Source organism: Flavobacterium sp. (genome assembly GCF_024305175.1).
Taxonomy (GTDB): Bacteria; Bacteroidota; Bacteroidia; order Flavobacteriales; family Flavobacteriaceae; genus Flavobacterium.
Genome location: NZ_JAMWYY010000073.1, coordinates 1 through 14,371 on the forward strand (window position 1 = coordinate 1; position 14,371 = coordinate 14,371).

A 14,371-nucleotide genomic window follows, 5' to 3' on the forward strand; every position below is an offset into this window, starting at 1 on the left:
ATATTTTCCTTCTCCTGCTGCTCGCTGCCGTAGCCCTTACAGTATTTGTGGCCACGCAGGCAGGCAGCTATGATATTAAGGACGAGAAAATAATAAATATACCCCGCGCATCGCTTTTTAATTATATAAACGATTATTCTAACTGGAATAATATAAATATACTAACCGATACAGATAGCTCAACGGTCTATACATTCTCTGATACCACATCAGGTCCCGGTGCTTACGCCTTTTGGAGAACCGGCGAAAAAGAAGGTGAGATAAAAACCATTAAAATAAAAGACCTTGACTCAATAGTGCAGAGTTCTTCTGCAGGAACTAATACAAGTAAAATTTACTGGACATTTAAAGACACTCTTAACAGCACTAAGGTAAGCGTAAGGTTGAAAGGTAATCTGTCTTTTACTGAGAAAGCCTATGCTTTACTTAACGGTGGCACAGAAGAACAGATTGAGTCGGCACTGCAAAATGGGCTTCAAAAGTTAAAAACATTCCTTACTAACGAGATTAATAACTATGCTGTAGCTATTAAAGGAAAGGCTGTAAAGAAAGATGCCTATTATATTGGCTACCCTACCACAAGCAGTATAAACGGTATTAACCAACGCGTGGCAACGGTAATACCAAGACTGTTGAGCTTTGTAAAAGCCAATAACATGGGTAAAAACGGTGTGCCGTTTGTAGTATATGATAAATATGACAGGCTGAACAACAGCGCTGCCTATACTATTTGCATTCCGCTTAAAGAAGAGATATTTACAGCACCGGGCAGTGAATTTGTAGGCGGCGAGCTAAAGTCGTTTACAGCGCTTAAAACAACACTTAACGGAGATTACTCCCACCTTAAGGAAGCGTGGAATAAAGCCTATAGCCATATTACCGAAAAGCAAATGGAACTGAACCCTACAGGCCAATATGTAGAAGTATATTCTGTAAACATGCAGCAGACAAGGCAGCCATCCAAATGGGTAACCGATATTTATTTCCCTATAGGAAAACCTGTTGATACACTTGCAATACCACCAATAGTGACCGAACCTTTGGTGCCTTTACCTGCAATTCATCCCACAGATGCTGCAAGGCAGCGCATGGATAGAAGAACCTCAGCTCCTGCCAAGACAGTTAGGGATACGACCCTGTAGTTAAATCAGCATTTTATTTACCTATGAGGTACTTTACTACCGTTTCGGCAGCGTGTAGCCCAAATAGTGCAGGCATCCAGCTATTGGTACCGTAGAACGACTTTTTAAAGTTACTCCCGTCGGTCATTTTAAGGCTGGTTTCATCAGCACGTTCTGAAGAGAAAACCACTTTAACCCCACCAGATATACCTTCTTTGCGCAACCTTTTGCGTATGGTTTTGGCAAGCGGGCAATATTCGGTTTTACCAATATCAGAAACTTTAACTTTAGCCGCTTCAAATTTACCACCTGCGCCCATATTGCTGATAATCTTTACCTTCTGCCTTTTTGCTGACATGATTAAATTTAGCTTAGGGGTTATGCTGTCTATGCAATCCATTACATAGTCATATTCTTTGGTAACGAGTTCATAAGCGCGCTCCGGCGATAAAAACTCTTTTAGCCTTATCAGCTCCAGCTTTGGGTTTATATCCATAAGCCTGTCGCCTACTATATCAACTTTAGGTTTGCCTACTGTAGAGTGCAATGCAGGCAATTGCCTGTTAATGTTGGTTATATCTACCACATCGCCATCTACTATTGTCATTTTGCCAACGCCTGCCCTGGCAATAAATTCGGCTGCAAAAGAGCCTACCCCGCCCATACCTACAACCAGCACATGTGAATTTTTTAACTTGTCAAGTCCTTCTTTCTTAAATAAAAGCTCGGCGCGCTCCGTCCATTCAGCCATTACTAAAAACCTTTTTAAAATTATTTTGTGTTATCTCAATTATCGTTTGTACACTCACACCTTTAGCCACCGCTGCCTTATTATATACATCGGCTATACCCTCTTCTATCGTGTCGGTTTCAAGAAAAAAGCAATCATCAGGCACATACTTCAAAACCTCTGAAAGCCCCTCATTTCGTAACAGGTATTTCCCGAAAGAAAGATAAAAGCCTTTATCAAGCAATTGTTTGGCAACTTCTCTGTTTTTAGAAAACCCATGCACAATAACAGGTACACCGGGCTTAACGGCATCTGTTATCGCTATCAGTTCGGCATAAGCAGCAACAAGGTGCAAAATTACAGGTTTATTATGTTTTTTCGCTAAAAGCAGTTGTTTTTCACAAACGCTTTGCTGCAATTGCAAAGATATCTCAATGCGCTTATCGAGACCGCATTCACCCACGGCAAGGCAATTTGGCATGGCCAAACGTTGCTCAATAATTGTTAAATGTTGTTTTATTTTATCTTCCTGAATGTACCACGGGTGTATGCCCGTAGAGAAATAAGGCACATCTGCCTCTTCATACGGATAACGGTTTACTACTTCTAATATATCCGGATTTGCAGTATAATTGTGGGTGTGCAGGTTATAATACATCAGTTTGCAAATAAGCTGCAAGATAACTATTTATCATAAAAGAGTAAAACGCTGCTAATCTGCTTTAGAGTGCCTGAAATCGGTCAGTATAAAAACAATAAGTATTATGGCAGCAAAAATGAGATAAAAGTTCCTTGAAAAAACACCATCTGTACTGCCCAGATAAAAAGAAGCAAAAACAAGCGCAAAAGCTACTACAAGCTCTATGTATCCATGCACACGGAAGGGCAGCCATTTAATTAACCCAAATTCAAAGTTGGTGACAATGGTAAGCAGGAAATGGACACAGGCAAGCACATAGGTAAGCATTGCTGTCATTTCGGGTAAGTCAAACAGCTCGGGCGCTGCAAGCAGAAAAATAACAGTAAGGTAGTCGAGCGCAGCGTGAAGCTTTGAGTTTATAACTTTCATAACATTAGGTTTTTGTGACCTGACAATTTATGAAAACCTATACACTTTTATGTTACACGATTGCAGAATTATATTACAAGATTAGGATATTACCCCACTGCCAACAAGTTCATCATTAATGTGCCACGCAGCAAACTGCCCTTCTGTAATGGCGCTTTGCGGCTGATCAAAAGATATATACATACCATTATCAAACTTATGGAGTGTAGCTTTTTGAAGCGGCTGCCTGTAGCGTATGCGCACCATTACATCCATGGTTTCGCCATCCTTAAGTGCAAGGTCTTCACGCACCCAGTGTATTTCGCTTTCCTGAATAAACAATGCTTTGCGAAACAATCCCGGATGGCTGTGCCCCTGCCCTGTATATATAGCATTGCTTTCTACATCTGTAGCGATAATAAACAATGGTTCTTTAGTACCGCCAACATTTAATCCTTTACGTTGCCCAATGGTATAATAATGCGCCCCCTGGTGGCGGCCCACTACTTTACCCATATCGGGTGTATAAGCTATATTTTTAGCCTCAAAAGCAAGCTGCTCTTTTACAGATGCAAATACAGGCTTTTCAGTTTTATAAGCGTCAGAATCGGCATTCACTTCATAGATAGTACCTTCTTTTGGCTGAAGCTGCTGTTGTAAAAATTCAGGCAGTCGTACTTTACCAATAAAACAAAGCCCCTGCGAGTCTTTTTTCTCGGCGGTAACCAATTCCATTTTAGCGGCGATTTCGCGCACTTGGGGCTTGGTAAGCTCTCCTATAGGGAAAAGCGCCTTACCCAGTTGTTCCTGCGATAGCTGGCACAAAAAGTAGGACTGGTCTTTATTAGCATCTACACCTGCAAGCAGCCGGTGCACTTCTTTTCCGTCTTGTATAATGGTATCTTTTCGGCAGTAGTGCCCTGTTGCCACATAGTCTGCACCCAGGCTAAGGGCAATTTTCATAAAAACATCAAACTTTATTTCGCGGTTGCAAAGCACGTCAGGGTTTGGTGTCCTGCCTTTTTCGTATTCGTTGAACATATAATCAACAATACGCTCTTTATATTGCTCGCTAAGATCTACTGTCTGGAAAGGTATGCCAAGCTTTTCGGCAACAAGGAGTGCATCATTGCTGTCTTCAAGCCACGGGCACTCATCTGATATGGTTACCGAATCATCATGCCAATTCTTCATAAACAGCCCTATAACCTCATAACCCTGCTCCATAAGCAGGTATGCTGCCACACTGCTGTCAACTCCTCCCGATAAACCAACTACTACACGTTTCATCTTCTAAAAAATCTGCTGTAAAACAGTGCAAAGGTACGGCAAATTTTGTATTTTACTCTCTTTGGCGTACCAGCTCAATTTTCTTATTGGTAACATCTTCTTCTTTTACAAGCTTACCCCTCTCATAAAATTTCCAAACACCGGTTTTTATGTTATTGGCATACTGGCCTTTGCTTTCCAATTCACCAGAGCCATTATAAAAAGATGCCGGCCCGTGCATCTCGCCATTTTTATAAACTGATTCTTCCAGCAAAATGCCTTTTTCGGTATATTTTTTATAGTAGCCGTTACGCAAGCCGTTTTTGTATTGTGCTTCTTCTGCCAGTGAGCCCGATGGGAAAAATACCTTCCTTACACCCATAAGCTTGCCTTTGCTGTACAACTCTACTGACATGATAGTATTTTTTCCGGGATAGTAAAACTTCCATTCGCCCTCGCGCAGTTTGTTAACCTCTTTGCCTTCGCTTAACTTCTTGCCTTTCTCGTCAAAGAAAACAGTATAAGATTCTCCATTGCCCGCACTAAAATCGCGCGTTGCCGCTACAGGAGCCGACTTTACATTTTCATAGAATTTAAATATTCCGGTTTCAGTGCCATGATCAAAAGTACCTTCATAACGCAGGTTGCCCGAGTCGTCATATGTGCCTTTCCACAAGCCGTGTCGTTTGCCTTGTGTATCAAATTTATTCACCCCCTGCTGCTGTGCTGAACTTAGCCCTGTTAGTAAAACAAAGAGTATTGCAAAGTATGCCTTCATAAAAAGAGTTTTTTATATAACCTTTATAATATATTGTTTAGTATAAGCAAAGCCCGTGCCTTATTAAAAAAGCACCTCTTAAAGAGGTGCCTTGTTTTTACTTTTTGTTTTGCCTTGCTTTTTGCTGCTCCTGCGCCTGCTCCATCATTTCCTGCATGCGTTTCTGGAATTTGCTCTGCTTTTTAGGCTTGGCTTTATTTTCCTGAATTATAGCGTGTACTTTTTCTTCCTTAACAATGTAGTTTTTAATCACTAACATGATACCTATTGTAATAAGGTTAGAGATAAAGTAGTATAAACTTAATCCTGATGCATAGTTATTAAAGAAGATAAGCATCATTACAGGCGAAATGTATATCATTATCTTCATGATCTTGCTCATATCCGGCATACCTTCCTGTGGTGGCTGCGCCATGCTTTGGTCGCCGGTTGTCATTTTCATGTAAAAGAATATAGCTACAGATGCCAGTATCGGGAAAAGGCTCACGTGGTTACCGTAAAACGGAATGTAGAACGGCAGGTGGGCAATAGAGTCATAAGACGAAAGGTCGTCTGCCCAAAGGAAACTTTTCTGCCTTAAATCAAAGTAAGACGGGAAGAACTGGAAGAGTGCATAGAACACCGGAACCTGCATTAGTGCCGGCAAGCAGCCCGCCATAGGGCTAACACCCGCTTTGCTGTACAGCTTCATGGTTTCCTGCTGTTTCTTCATAGGGTCTTTCTTATACTTCTCGTTAAGCTCTGCTATTTCAGGGCGTATAACCTTCATTTTAGCCTGAGACAAGTATGACTTATACGTGATAGGCGACATTAAAAGCCTTACCAGTATGGTAAATATTATAATGGCAATGCCATAAGGTATAAACCCGCTTAATAACCCATAGGCAGGAATAAAAATAAACCTGTTTATCCAACCGAAGATACCCCAACCCAGCGGCATTATTTCGTCAAGGTTTCTCTCGTAGCCATTAAGTATTTTGTAATCGCTCGGGCCGTAATACCAGTTCATGTTGTAGCTAAGTTCTCCGCCTTTAAACTCGAGCGGTATATTAGCCTTAAAGTTTTTAGTAAAAAGCGTATCTACTTTGTCATCTTTTACAAGGTTTTCAGAAACCATCTCTGCCGTTTTAAACGGGGTATCCGTTAAAAGTACTGATGTAAAAAAGTGCTGCTTATAGGCTATAAAAGTAACATCATCCGCCTTCTCTGCTTCATTGCTGCCTTGGCCCAGATAGTCATCCTTACCGTCTTCATACTCATAAACAAGCTCCGTATAGCGGTTTTCATACGTTACGCTCTTTTCATTCCGGAACGATTTAAGCTGCCACTCCAGCCCCATTGGTTTGGTAGTATTAACAATATTAGAAAGCCCCTGTGTGCGTATGCTGAAATCGAGCATATACTCATTTGGCTTAAGCACATAGCGGTACTCTAAAAACTGCTGTGGCCCTGCTTTAAGGCGCATGGCAAGCACAGTGTTTTCTCCTTCTTTGCTTAGCTGTGGCTCAAAATAAAGATCGCGGGTATTAAGTATGCGGTTATCTTTAGTCTGGAATTGCAGGTTAAAGTCAGCATTATTGTTGTTGATAAGCTCTACCCTTTGGTTTGAGCCTTTGTGAAACTGCTCGAAGTTTTTTAGGGTAGCCGCTGTAATATAACCGCCTTTGTTGGCAACCTTCAGGTCAAGCAACTCATTCTCTATCGCTGTAGTACCTCCTTTTGCCGAAGGTAAAGATGCGCTGTAAGCGAAAGCGCCAAGGGCACTTTTCATTTCGGCTGTTGTAACAGAGTCTGATACTGCCGAATCTTTCGCTACAGCCGCAGTACCGCTTTCAGGAATGGTTTTATCTGTTAGCTTATCAATATGCTCTTTTTTCTCTTTTTCCCTTGCTTCAGCATCCTGTTCTGCCGTTTGGTTGTAAATCATCCATATCAGCAAAAGCATAATAAGACCGAAGCCTATAATGGTTTTAATGTCTAACTTTTTTTCTTCCATCTATTTTATAAAAAATGTTTTCTTTTTATCCGCAGTAATGCAGTGTTAACACTTGCCTGCAACAGCAGCTTTAACAAAATGCACAAAAAGCGGGTGCGGGTTGGCTACCGTACTCTTATATTCAGGGTGATATTGTACACCCACAAAAAACGGGTGTTCATCCAGCTCTATAACTTCTACAAGGCCCGTATCAGGGTTTACACCGGATGCCTTAAGCCCTGCATTTTCTAACGCTTCGCGATACTTGCTGTTAAACTCATAACGGTGGCGGTGCCTTTCTTCTATATGAGCTGTACCATAAATTTTTGCAGCAAGAGAGCCTTCCTCAAGTGTGCACTTCCAGGAGCCTAAGCGCATGGTACCACCTTTTTGGGTTATGGTTTTCTGCTGTTCCATTATATTAATTACCGGATTTGCCGTACTCGCATTCATCTCAGCAGAATTGGCATCTTTAAGCCCAAGCACATTACGCGAATATTCTATAACAGCCATTTGCATGCCCAGGCATATTCCCAGGAAAGGGAGGTTGTTTTCCCTTGCATAACGCACCGTTTCTATTTTTCCTTCTATACCGCGCTCACCAAAGCCCGGCGCCACCAAAAGGCCGTCAAGCCCTTTAAGCTTGTCCGCAACGTTATCTTTATCTATATATTCCGAGTGTATGCTTACAACATTTATCTTCGTTTCATTTGCAGAGCCTGCATGTATAAAAGCTTCTAATATAGACTTATAAGAGTCCTGCAATTCTACGTACTTACCCACAAGGCCAATGTTTACGGTATGTTTCGGATTTTTAAGCCTGTACAAAAAGTCGTTCCACTGCTTAAGGTCGGGTGAGTTTTTCTCCGAAAGGTCAAGTTTTTTAAGGGCTACCCTGTCTAAACCTTCCTCAAGCATTAAATTAGGTACATCATATATGGTAGAAGCATCTATAGACTGTATAACGGCCTCTGACTTAACATTACAAAACAAAGCAAGCTTTTGCTTTAATTCTGAAGATAGCTCATGCTCTGTACGGCAAACCAGTATATCAGCTTTTATACCGCTCTCCATTAATGTTTTAACCGAGTGCTGTGTAGGCTTGGTTTTAAGCTCTCCGGCTGCGGCAAGATACGGCACCAGCGTTAAATGGATAACAATACCATTATTATCACCCAGCTCATAAACCAACTGCCTAACCGATTCTATATAAGGAAGCGACTCTATATCACCAACTGTACCACCTATTTCGGTAATTACAATATCATAATCGCCGGAGCGGCCAAGCTGCTGCATACGCTCTTTAATCTCATTTGTAATGTGCGGCACTACCTGTACCGTTTTACCTAAAAATTCTCCTCTTCTCTCCTTCTCTATAACAGAAAGGTACACACGGCCCGTAGTTACATTATTAGCCTGAGAAGTAGGTACATTTAAAAAACGCTCATAATGCCCCAGGTCAAGGTCTGTTTCGGCACCATCATCGGTTACATAGCATTCGCCATGCTCATACGGGTTAAGTGTACCCGGATCTACATTAATGTAGGGGTCAAACTTTTGTATGGTGGTCCTGTAACCTCTTGCCTGCAATAGTTTTGCCAGCGAAGCAGCTATAATTCCCTTACCCAGGGAAGAAGTCACACCTCCTGTAACAAAAATATACTTTGTCTGATTCATTGTAAATGCGTGTTGTTGTGTTGTTGTTGTAGCCGTAAAAAAACGAGGCAAAAATAATCAATTTAATTTGATAATCGGCTAAATTGATGATTTGAAATACAACACGCCTAAACACCGCCCTTCAATATAGTAAATAAGGCAGCATGAGTTAATGTTAAGGCTTGGGGAAGCCGGCTTTAATATTGCGTACAATATTTTCCAGCCCGTTCAGCTTTAGTTCATATACAAGCTGTAACTGACGGCCCAGCAGCCCTTTAGGAAAGCCTTTATTATAATACCAAACTACATAATATTCGGGCAGGTCTATAAGAAAACGCCCCTCATATTTACCGAAGGGCATTTTGGTATGCGCCAGTTTTATAAGGAATTCTCTTTGCTCCTGTTCAGTACTGTTATCCAATACTGCTCCAGTTAAAAGTAACTTTTTTCTCTATATCGGGATTAAGGCTCAGCAGTACCGGGCACGACATAGCTGTCCTTTCCAGTATGGTGCGTGCTTTTTCATCAGCATCGCTTTGCATGGTTATCTGCACCTTAATTTCAGAAATCTTCCTGGGGCTTGCCTGCATAGCTTTGGTAACCTCTGCCACAGAGCCTTCCATATTTACACCCATATCGCGGGCTTTGATACCCATAACCGTAAACATGCAGCTTGCCAGGGCATTAGCAACGGTATCTGTAGGTGAAAAGGCTTCGCCCTTACCATTATTATCCAGCGGAGCATCCGATATAATTTCGCTGCCGGATTGTATATGTACAGATGATGTACGCAAATCTCCCAAGTATGTTACTTTTGATGTCATTTTGCTTAAGGTTTTTGTGTGGGTAAGCTTTGTTGTGCTGTAACTGTTACAGGTGCGGCAGGCGCTTCTGTAACCGAATACTCATCGCCATACTGCATAATGTAAACGGCTGTGTTGCTGTAGCCGCCATTCTCTTTGCGGTAGGAGAATTTATTCTCAACCTGTTCAGATGCTGTGGTGTCCATTACTTCTGCAAATGGCTTTTGCTGAAAAAGGCGCAGTATAACATCAAAGGTTACATCAAAGCCGCGGGTTGCAAACTGGTTAGGCGCATAGCCGTTCTTTTCCCTGAACATTTTTATAAATATCCTTTCAGCTTCGGTATCGCTGTCATTTGTTACCGACGGATACATCATTTTAAGCGCTGTGAGCCTTGCAAGCGATACTTCATTGTTATCAAAAACATCATTAATTTCGGGCACTGCAAGCTGAATCTGGTACTCTCCCTGTGCATCGGCAAGTATCCTAACAGTATTTATTACCATTGCCGAACGCTCTGTTTCGAGAATTACATAATTTTTGCCACTCTTCACAAGGTTTGCTTTAATGGCAGCCTCATTAATTGTGCCCTCAGCACCCGGGGCAACAATTTTTATTGAAGGATAGTTAGCTTTTATATATTCTTTAGAACTGACTTTCTTGGGGTCTATAATAGCTATCACGTTAGCATTTTGGGCTTTCAGGTAATCGAACAAAGCCTTTTTAGCAGTATCCGGCGACGGTACCGACTGGAAAAGGTTAGGGTATTTTTTACCTGACTCTTTTGAGAGTGGTGATATTACTGGCACATCAGTAAGAAGTGAAGCGGCATTTTCAGCATTACCTGTAAAGAAAGGACCTATAACAGCATCAGCACTCATGAGCCTGCTTTTTAAAGCAGCTATTTCAGATGACCTGCTTGTTTCTTTAGAATCATATATATTTACCTTTAAAGGAAGTCCAAGCGTTTCGGCAGAATCTATTGCTATAAGGGCACCCGCATAAAAATCGAGTGTCATGTTGAGGAACTTATCGTTGCGCAGCAGTTGCGCCCTGACGGTATCCTGCTCTACCCTTGACAGATTAAAAGGAATTAGAAGCGCCATACTCTTCTCCCGGTCCTTTTTAAGTGAGACGGTTAAATCTGCTTTCGTCTTTTTTACAGGTGCCGCCGCACTTGTTCCAGCTTTTGGTATACGGAGCTGCATGCCTTCTTTTAAGCCTTCTTTCAGTTGCGGATTAAGCGCTATAAGCTGCTCTTCTGTAAGCCCTGTCTTCTTTGTAATATTATACATGGTTTCCTTAGCAGGCACTTCATATAGCATATAGGTACTGTCCGCAACAGGGGCAGCCGGGACAGGCTTGTTATTTACTACCTTACGGTTAAACAGCTTAAGCTCGTAGCCAAGCGGAAGTATATCTTTTACATCGGGGTTAAGCTCCTCAAGTAACTGAAGTGTAATATCATAATCGCGCGCAATAGAGTATTTTGTTTCACCCGCAACAACTTTATGATATATGTAGGCATCAACATCTTTTTTTGCATCGGCTTTTTCGGCTTTCTTTACCTGCTCTTTTACAGGGCTGCCTTTTATGGGGATTATAATTTTCTGCCCAATCTGCAAATCATCAATGGCAAGGCCGGGGTTAGCTTTTTCCAGTTGCTCTACCGTTACATTATATTTTTTTGATACGCTGTATAATGTTTCGCCTTCCTGAAGCTCATGAACAGTATTTACGAGTTCTGTCGGCTTTTCTTTTACAGGCGCTGTTTGTACAGGAATCTCAGAAGGTATCAGCAGTACCATGTTTTCTTTAAGCCCGTTTTTAGAGTCGGGGTTAAGGCGGTAAATATCATAAGGAGTTACCTTATATTTTTTAGCAATGTCGGTTACCGTTTCACCTTTACCTACTTTATGCTTTTTATAGTCCTGGGCATAAGCGGCAGCCGAAAAAAAAAGTATTGCAAAAAATAAAGCCAGCCTTGATTTCATGATATATGTTTAAATAATTAAGCCGCTACAAAGGTAACTTTTGTAACGACTTAACTGCAAATTTTATTTTTATCTTAAGATAATATTATCAAGGCTGCGTATAGGCAGGTATGCTTATTTCCTGCCCTGCCTGAAGGCCTTTTTTCAATTTTTTTGTATTTTGCTTTTTTATTGCTTCGGCGGTGGTATGGTATTGTGCCGCAAGCTTATCAAGCGTATCATCGGCCTTAATTATATGCGTTATTGTTCTTGGTGTAACATCTGGTACAGGCTCAGGCTGCTTAACGGCTTCCTCTGTTTTTACGGGTGTTTCCTGAATTACATCAGCAATACTTTCAGTTTCAAGTGCGGCAGGAGCAGCAGTGCCCGGCATAATACTCAGTTTTTGCCCTGCCTGCAGGCCGTTCTTCAGTTTTCGCTTATTATATTCGGTAATAGCTTCTACCGTAGTATTATACTGCTTTGCAAGGCTAAACAGCGTTTCTCCGCTTTTTACACTGTGCATAATAACACCGTCAAGCGTTTCAGGTGTTGGGCCTGCGGGTATTGTAAGCTCCTGCCCTTTCTGCAGTCCATGCCTCAGCTTCTGTTTGTTTGCGTTGGTAATAGCCGTAACGGTGGTATTGTATTTTCGCGCGAGTCCTGTAAGGGTTTCCCCATCTTTTACACTGTGAGTTACTTCAAAAACACCATTATCAGGAAGCACAACAGGCTCGGGCTGTGTAACAGCAGAAGCAACTGTTGCTTTTAAAGCAGGGGCGGCAGATTCTTTTACAACTGTCTTTTTACGTTCGGGCATTGCAATTGTTGCAATATGCGTTGCAGGCTCTTCTTCTTTTTTAGGTTGTTCAGCCTGTACAGCCCTGTCGAGCGGAATTTTTAAAAGCATACCCGTGCTCAGGCCTTCTACGGCATCGGGATTAAACTCATAAATATCAGAGGGGCGAACAAGATATTTTTTTGCTATGAGCACAACAGTTTCACCAAAAGCTACACGGTGGTTAATTACATGCTCTGCCGCAGTTTCCTGAACCTGCACATTATCAGGCTCCTGTGCACAAGCATTGCCATAAACAAACCCGAGGGCAAGCAATGCCAATAGTTTAGTTGTCATCTTTCCTTTAGTAAATTTTGTTAAAATTTTCCTAAAAGTAATAATTATTGCAATAACTTAACACAAAATCAACAAAATTATTACATTAGTAAAACATCAGTTATGAAAAGAAAAAAAAACCGTATTATCTGCAAATAAAATTCAGATATACGGCTTTTTTATAAAAATTATTCAAGAAATATCAAATTCAGGATATAAATAATGCATTTAAAATATAAGTTAATACTGCATTATTCCCATTCTATTGTGGCAGGTGGCTTAGAACTTATATCATACACCACACGGTTTACACCTTTAACTTTGTTTATAATTTCGTTTGAAACCTTCATTAAGAAATCGTAAGGCAGGTGCACCCAGTCGGCAGTCATACCATCTGTAGATTCTACAGCGCGCAGTGCAACCACTTTTTCATAAGTGCGCTCATCTCCCATAACACCAACACTGTTTACTGGCAGCAGTATTGCCCCGGCCTGCCATACCTTGTTATAAAGGCCGTTATCTTTTAATCCCTGTATAAAAATATGGTCAACTTCTTGTAATATCCTCACTTTTTCGGGGGTTATATCGCCAAGTATTCTTATAGAAAGGCCAGGCCCCGGGAACGGATGCCTGCCCAAAAGCTCTGCATCTATGCCAAGTGTGGCACCCACGCGGCGCACCTCATCTTTAAACAGCATTCGCAAAGGCTCTACCACCTGAAGCTTCATAAAGTCAGGCAGTCCACCCACATTGTGGTGCGATTTTATAGTTGCAGATGGTCCCTTTACAGAAACCGACTCAATAACATCAGGATATATGGTTCCCTGTGCGAGCCATTTAACATCTGTTAACTGGTGTGCCTCGTCATCAAACACCTCTATAAACACACGGCCTATGGTTTTGCGTTTTTGTTCAGGGTCTTCAATGCCCGCCAGCGCTCCAAGAAAACGGTCTGTAGCATCTACACCTTTTACATTAAGCCCCATGTCTTTATACTGGTGCAGCACGCTTTCAAATTCATCTTTGCGCAGCAATCCGTTATTTACAAATATGCAGTACAGGTTACTGCCTATAGCTTTATTTAAAAGTACCGCAGCAACGGTAGAATCCACTCCCCCGCTTAAACCCAGAACAACTTTGTCATTCTGTATTTTTACCTTTAGTTCCTCAACTATATCTTCTACAAAAGTATCGGGTGTAAAGTTTTGCGGCACTTCGGCTATCTTAACCAAAAAGTTCTCCAGCATCAGCTTACCATCTGTAGAGTGGTATACTTCCGGGTGAAACTGTATGGCATAGGTAAGCTCCCCTTCTATCCTGTAGGCTGCATTTTCTACATCTTTGGTACTGGCAAGCCTTACACCATTTTCAGGAAGTTGCTTAATTGTATCGCTGTGGCTCATCCAAACCTGGCTGCCGGGTTGCACACCTTCTAAAAATGGTTCACCTTCTTTTACATAAGCAAGATTAGCCCGCCCATACTCGCGTATGTTACTCGGCGCTACTTCACCACCGTTAAAATGGGCAAGGTATTGCGCACCATAGCAAACGGCAAGCAGCGGCAGTTTACCACGAATTTCTGAAAGATCAGGATGGGGTGCATTTTCTGCCCTTACAGAGAAAGGGCTGCCTGAAAGTATTACGGCTTTATATGATGAAAGGTCAACCGGCGGGTTGTTATAAGGAAAAATTTCGCAGAAAATATTAAGTTCGCGAACCCTTCTCGCAATCAGTTGTGTGTATTGCGATCCGAAATCTAAAATAAGTACGTTGTGTTGCATGTGCAAAAATAGATATAAAAGCCGTAATTGAAAACCTGTACTTATTTTTTTGCTTTTCAGTCTTTGCAAAAGCTCATTTTACAGCCAACATTAAATCTGAAATTCTTAAAAAAATCATAATAT

At 41.5% G+C, this 14,371-nt stretch carries 13 protein-coding genes; 1 reads left to right on the plus strand and 12 read right to left on the minus strand.

Annotated elements, in window-relative coordinates; translation table 11 throughout:
- Positions 1 to 1,142, plus strand: a 1,142-nt coding sequence (locus tag Q0K96_RS13405) for a GyrI-like domain-containing protein (RefSeq protein WP_297334490.1), incomplete at its 5' end; no start/stop codon positions are given.
- Between the two features lie 13 nt (positions 1,143 to 1,155).
- Here the strand turns inward: Q0K96_RS13405 and Q0K96_RS13410 are convergent.
- The 12 genes from Q0K96_RS13410 to guaA form a co-directional block, all read right to left on the minus strand.
- Positions 1,156 to 1,872, minus strand: coding sequence for a tRNA threonylcarbamoyladenosine dehydratase (locus Q0K96_RS13410; RefSeq protein ID WP_297334491.1), 717 nt, complete (start codon positions 1,870 to 1,872; stop codon positions 1,156 to 1,158).
- The gene (locus tag Q0K96_RS13415; protein ID WP_363317252.1) at positions 1,865 to 2,530 is read right to left on the minus strand and encodes a TatD family hydrolase; all 666 of its coding nucleotides are present in this window, start codon (positions 2,528 to 2,530) and stop codon (positions 1,865 to 1,867) included. The genes Q0K96_RS13410 and Q0K96_RS13415 overlap by 8 nt, the downstream gene beginning before the upstream one ends.
- 33 nt (positions 2,531 to 2,563) lie before the next feature.
- On the minus strand, positions 2,564 to 2,920 hold the full coding sequence (locus Q0K96_RS13420) for a hypothetical protein (protein WP_297334492.1): 357 nt from the start codon (positions 2,918 to 2,920) through the stop codon (positions 2,564 to 2,566).
- Between the two features lie 81 nt (positions 2,921 to 3,001).
- Positions 3,002 to 4,189 (minus strand): tRNA 2-thiouridine(34) synthase MnmA, encoded by a 1,188-nt coding sequence (gene mnmA, locus Q0K96_RS13425; protein ID WP_297334493.1) that lies wholly within the window; start codon positions 4,187 to 4,189, stop codon positions 3,002 to 3,004.
- Between the two features lie 52 nt (positions 4,190 to 4,241).
- Positions 4,242 to 4,946: a toxin-antitoxin system YwqK family antitoxin gene (locus tag Q0K96_RS13430; protein ID WP_297334494.1), complete on the minus strand. Its 705-nt coding sequence runs from the start codon at positions 4,944 to 4,946 to the stop codon at positions 4,242 to 4,244.
- Between the two features lie 97 nt (positions 4,947 to 5,043).
- Positions 5,044 to 6,942 carry a membrane protein insertase YidC gene (gene yidC / locus Q0K96_RS13435; protein WP_297334495.1) on the minus strand — a complete coding sequence of 633 codons (1,899 nt, stop codon included), beginning with the start codon at positions 6,940 to 6,942 and terminating at the stop codon, positions 5,044 to 5,046.
- 45 nt (positions 6,943 to 6,987) lie between these two features.
- Positions 6,988 to 8,598 (minus strand): CTP synthase, encoded by a 1,611-nt coding sequence (locus tag Q0K96_RS13440; RefSeq protein ID WP_297334496.1) that lies wholly within the window; start codon positions 8,596 to 8,598, stop codon positions 6,988 to 6,990.
- Between the two features lie 154 nt (positions 8,599 to 8,752).
- Positions 8,753 to 8,998 (minus strand): DUF3820 family protein, encoded by a 246-nt coding sequence (locus tag Q0K96_RS13445; RefSeq protein WP_297334497.1) that lies wholly within the window; start codon positions 8,996 to 8,998, stop codon positions 8,753 to 8,755.
- Positions 8,991 to 9,401 carry an OsmC family protein gene (locus Q0K96_RS13450; protein ID WP_297334498.1) on the minus strand — a complete coding sequence of 137 codons (411 nt, stop codon included), beginning with the start codon at positions 9,399 to 9,401 and terminating at the stop codon, positions 8,991 to 8,993. The genes Q0K96_RS13445 and Q0K96_RS13450 overlap by 8 nt, the downstream gene beginning before the upstream one ends.
- A 5-nt stretch (positions 9,402 to 9,406) precedes the next feature.
- Entirely contained in the window at positions 9,407 to 11,374 is a 1,968-nt protein-coding gene (locus Q0K96_RS13455) for a LysM peptidoglycan-binding domain-containing protein (protein WP_297334499.1), read from the minus strand.
- 88 nt (positions 11,375 to 11,462) lie between these two features.
- Positions 11,463 to 12,488 (minus strand): LysM peptidoglycan-binding domain-containing protein, encoded by a 1,026-nt coding sequence (locus Q0K96_RS13460; protein ID WP_297334500.1) that lies wholly within the window; start codon positions 12,486 to 12,488, stop codon positions 11,463 to 11,465.
- A 230-nt stretch (positions 12,489 to 12,718) separates the two neighbouring features.
- A complete protein-coding gene (gene guaA, locus Q0K96_RS13465) occupies positions 12,719 to 14,248 on the minus strand; it encodes a glutamine-hydrolyzing GMP synthase (protein ID WP_297334501.1) in 1,530 nt (509 codons plus the stop codon).
- Positions 14,249 to 14,371 lie beyond the last annotated feature (123 nt).

Excerpts from the sequence above, each read along its gene's own strand:
- Q0K96_RS13410 (WP_297334491.1), bottom strand. The coding sequence starts at position 1,872 with ATGGCTGAATGGACGGAGCGCGCCGAGCTTTTATTTAAGAAAGAAGGA.
- Q0K96_RS13420 (WP_297334492.1), bottom strand. The coding sequence starts at position 2,920 with ATGAAAGTTATAAACTCAAAGCTTCACGCTGCGCTCGACTACCTTACT.
- mnmA (WP_297334493.1), bottom strand. The coding sequence starts at position 4,189 with ATGAAACGTGTAGTAGTTGGTTTATCGGGAGGAGTTGACAGCAGTGTG.
- Q0K96_RS13430 (WP_297334494.1), bottom strand. The coding sequence starts at position 4,946 with ATGAAGGCATACTTTGCAATACTCTTTGTTTTACTAACAGGGCTAAGT.
- yidC (WP_297334495.1), bottom strand. The coding sequence starts at position 6,942 with ATGGAAGAAAAAAAGTTAGACATTAAAACCATTATAGGCTTCGGTCTT.
- Q0K96_RS13440 (WP_297334496.1), bottom strand. The coding sequence starts at position 8,598 with ATGAATCAGACAAAGTATATTTTTGTTACAGGAGGTGTGACTTCTTCC.
- Q0K96_RS13450 (WP_297334498.1), bottom strand. The coding sequence starts at position 9,401 with ATGACATCAAAAGTAACATACTTGGGAGATTTGCGTACATCATCTGTA.
- Q0K96_RS13455 (WP_297334499.1), bottom strand. The coding sequence starts at position 11,374 with ATGAAATCAAGGCTGGCTTTATTTTTTGCAATACTTTTTTTTTCGGCT.
- Q0K96_RS13460 (WP_297334500.1), bottom strand. The coding sequence starts at position 12,488 with ATGACAACTAAACTATTGGCATTGCTTGCCCTCGGGTTTGTTTATGGC.
- guaA (WP_297334501.1), bottom strand. The coding sequence starts at position 14,248 with ATGCAACACAACGTACTTATTTTAGATTTCGGATCGCAATACACACAA.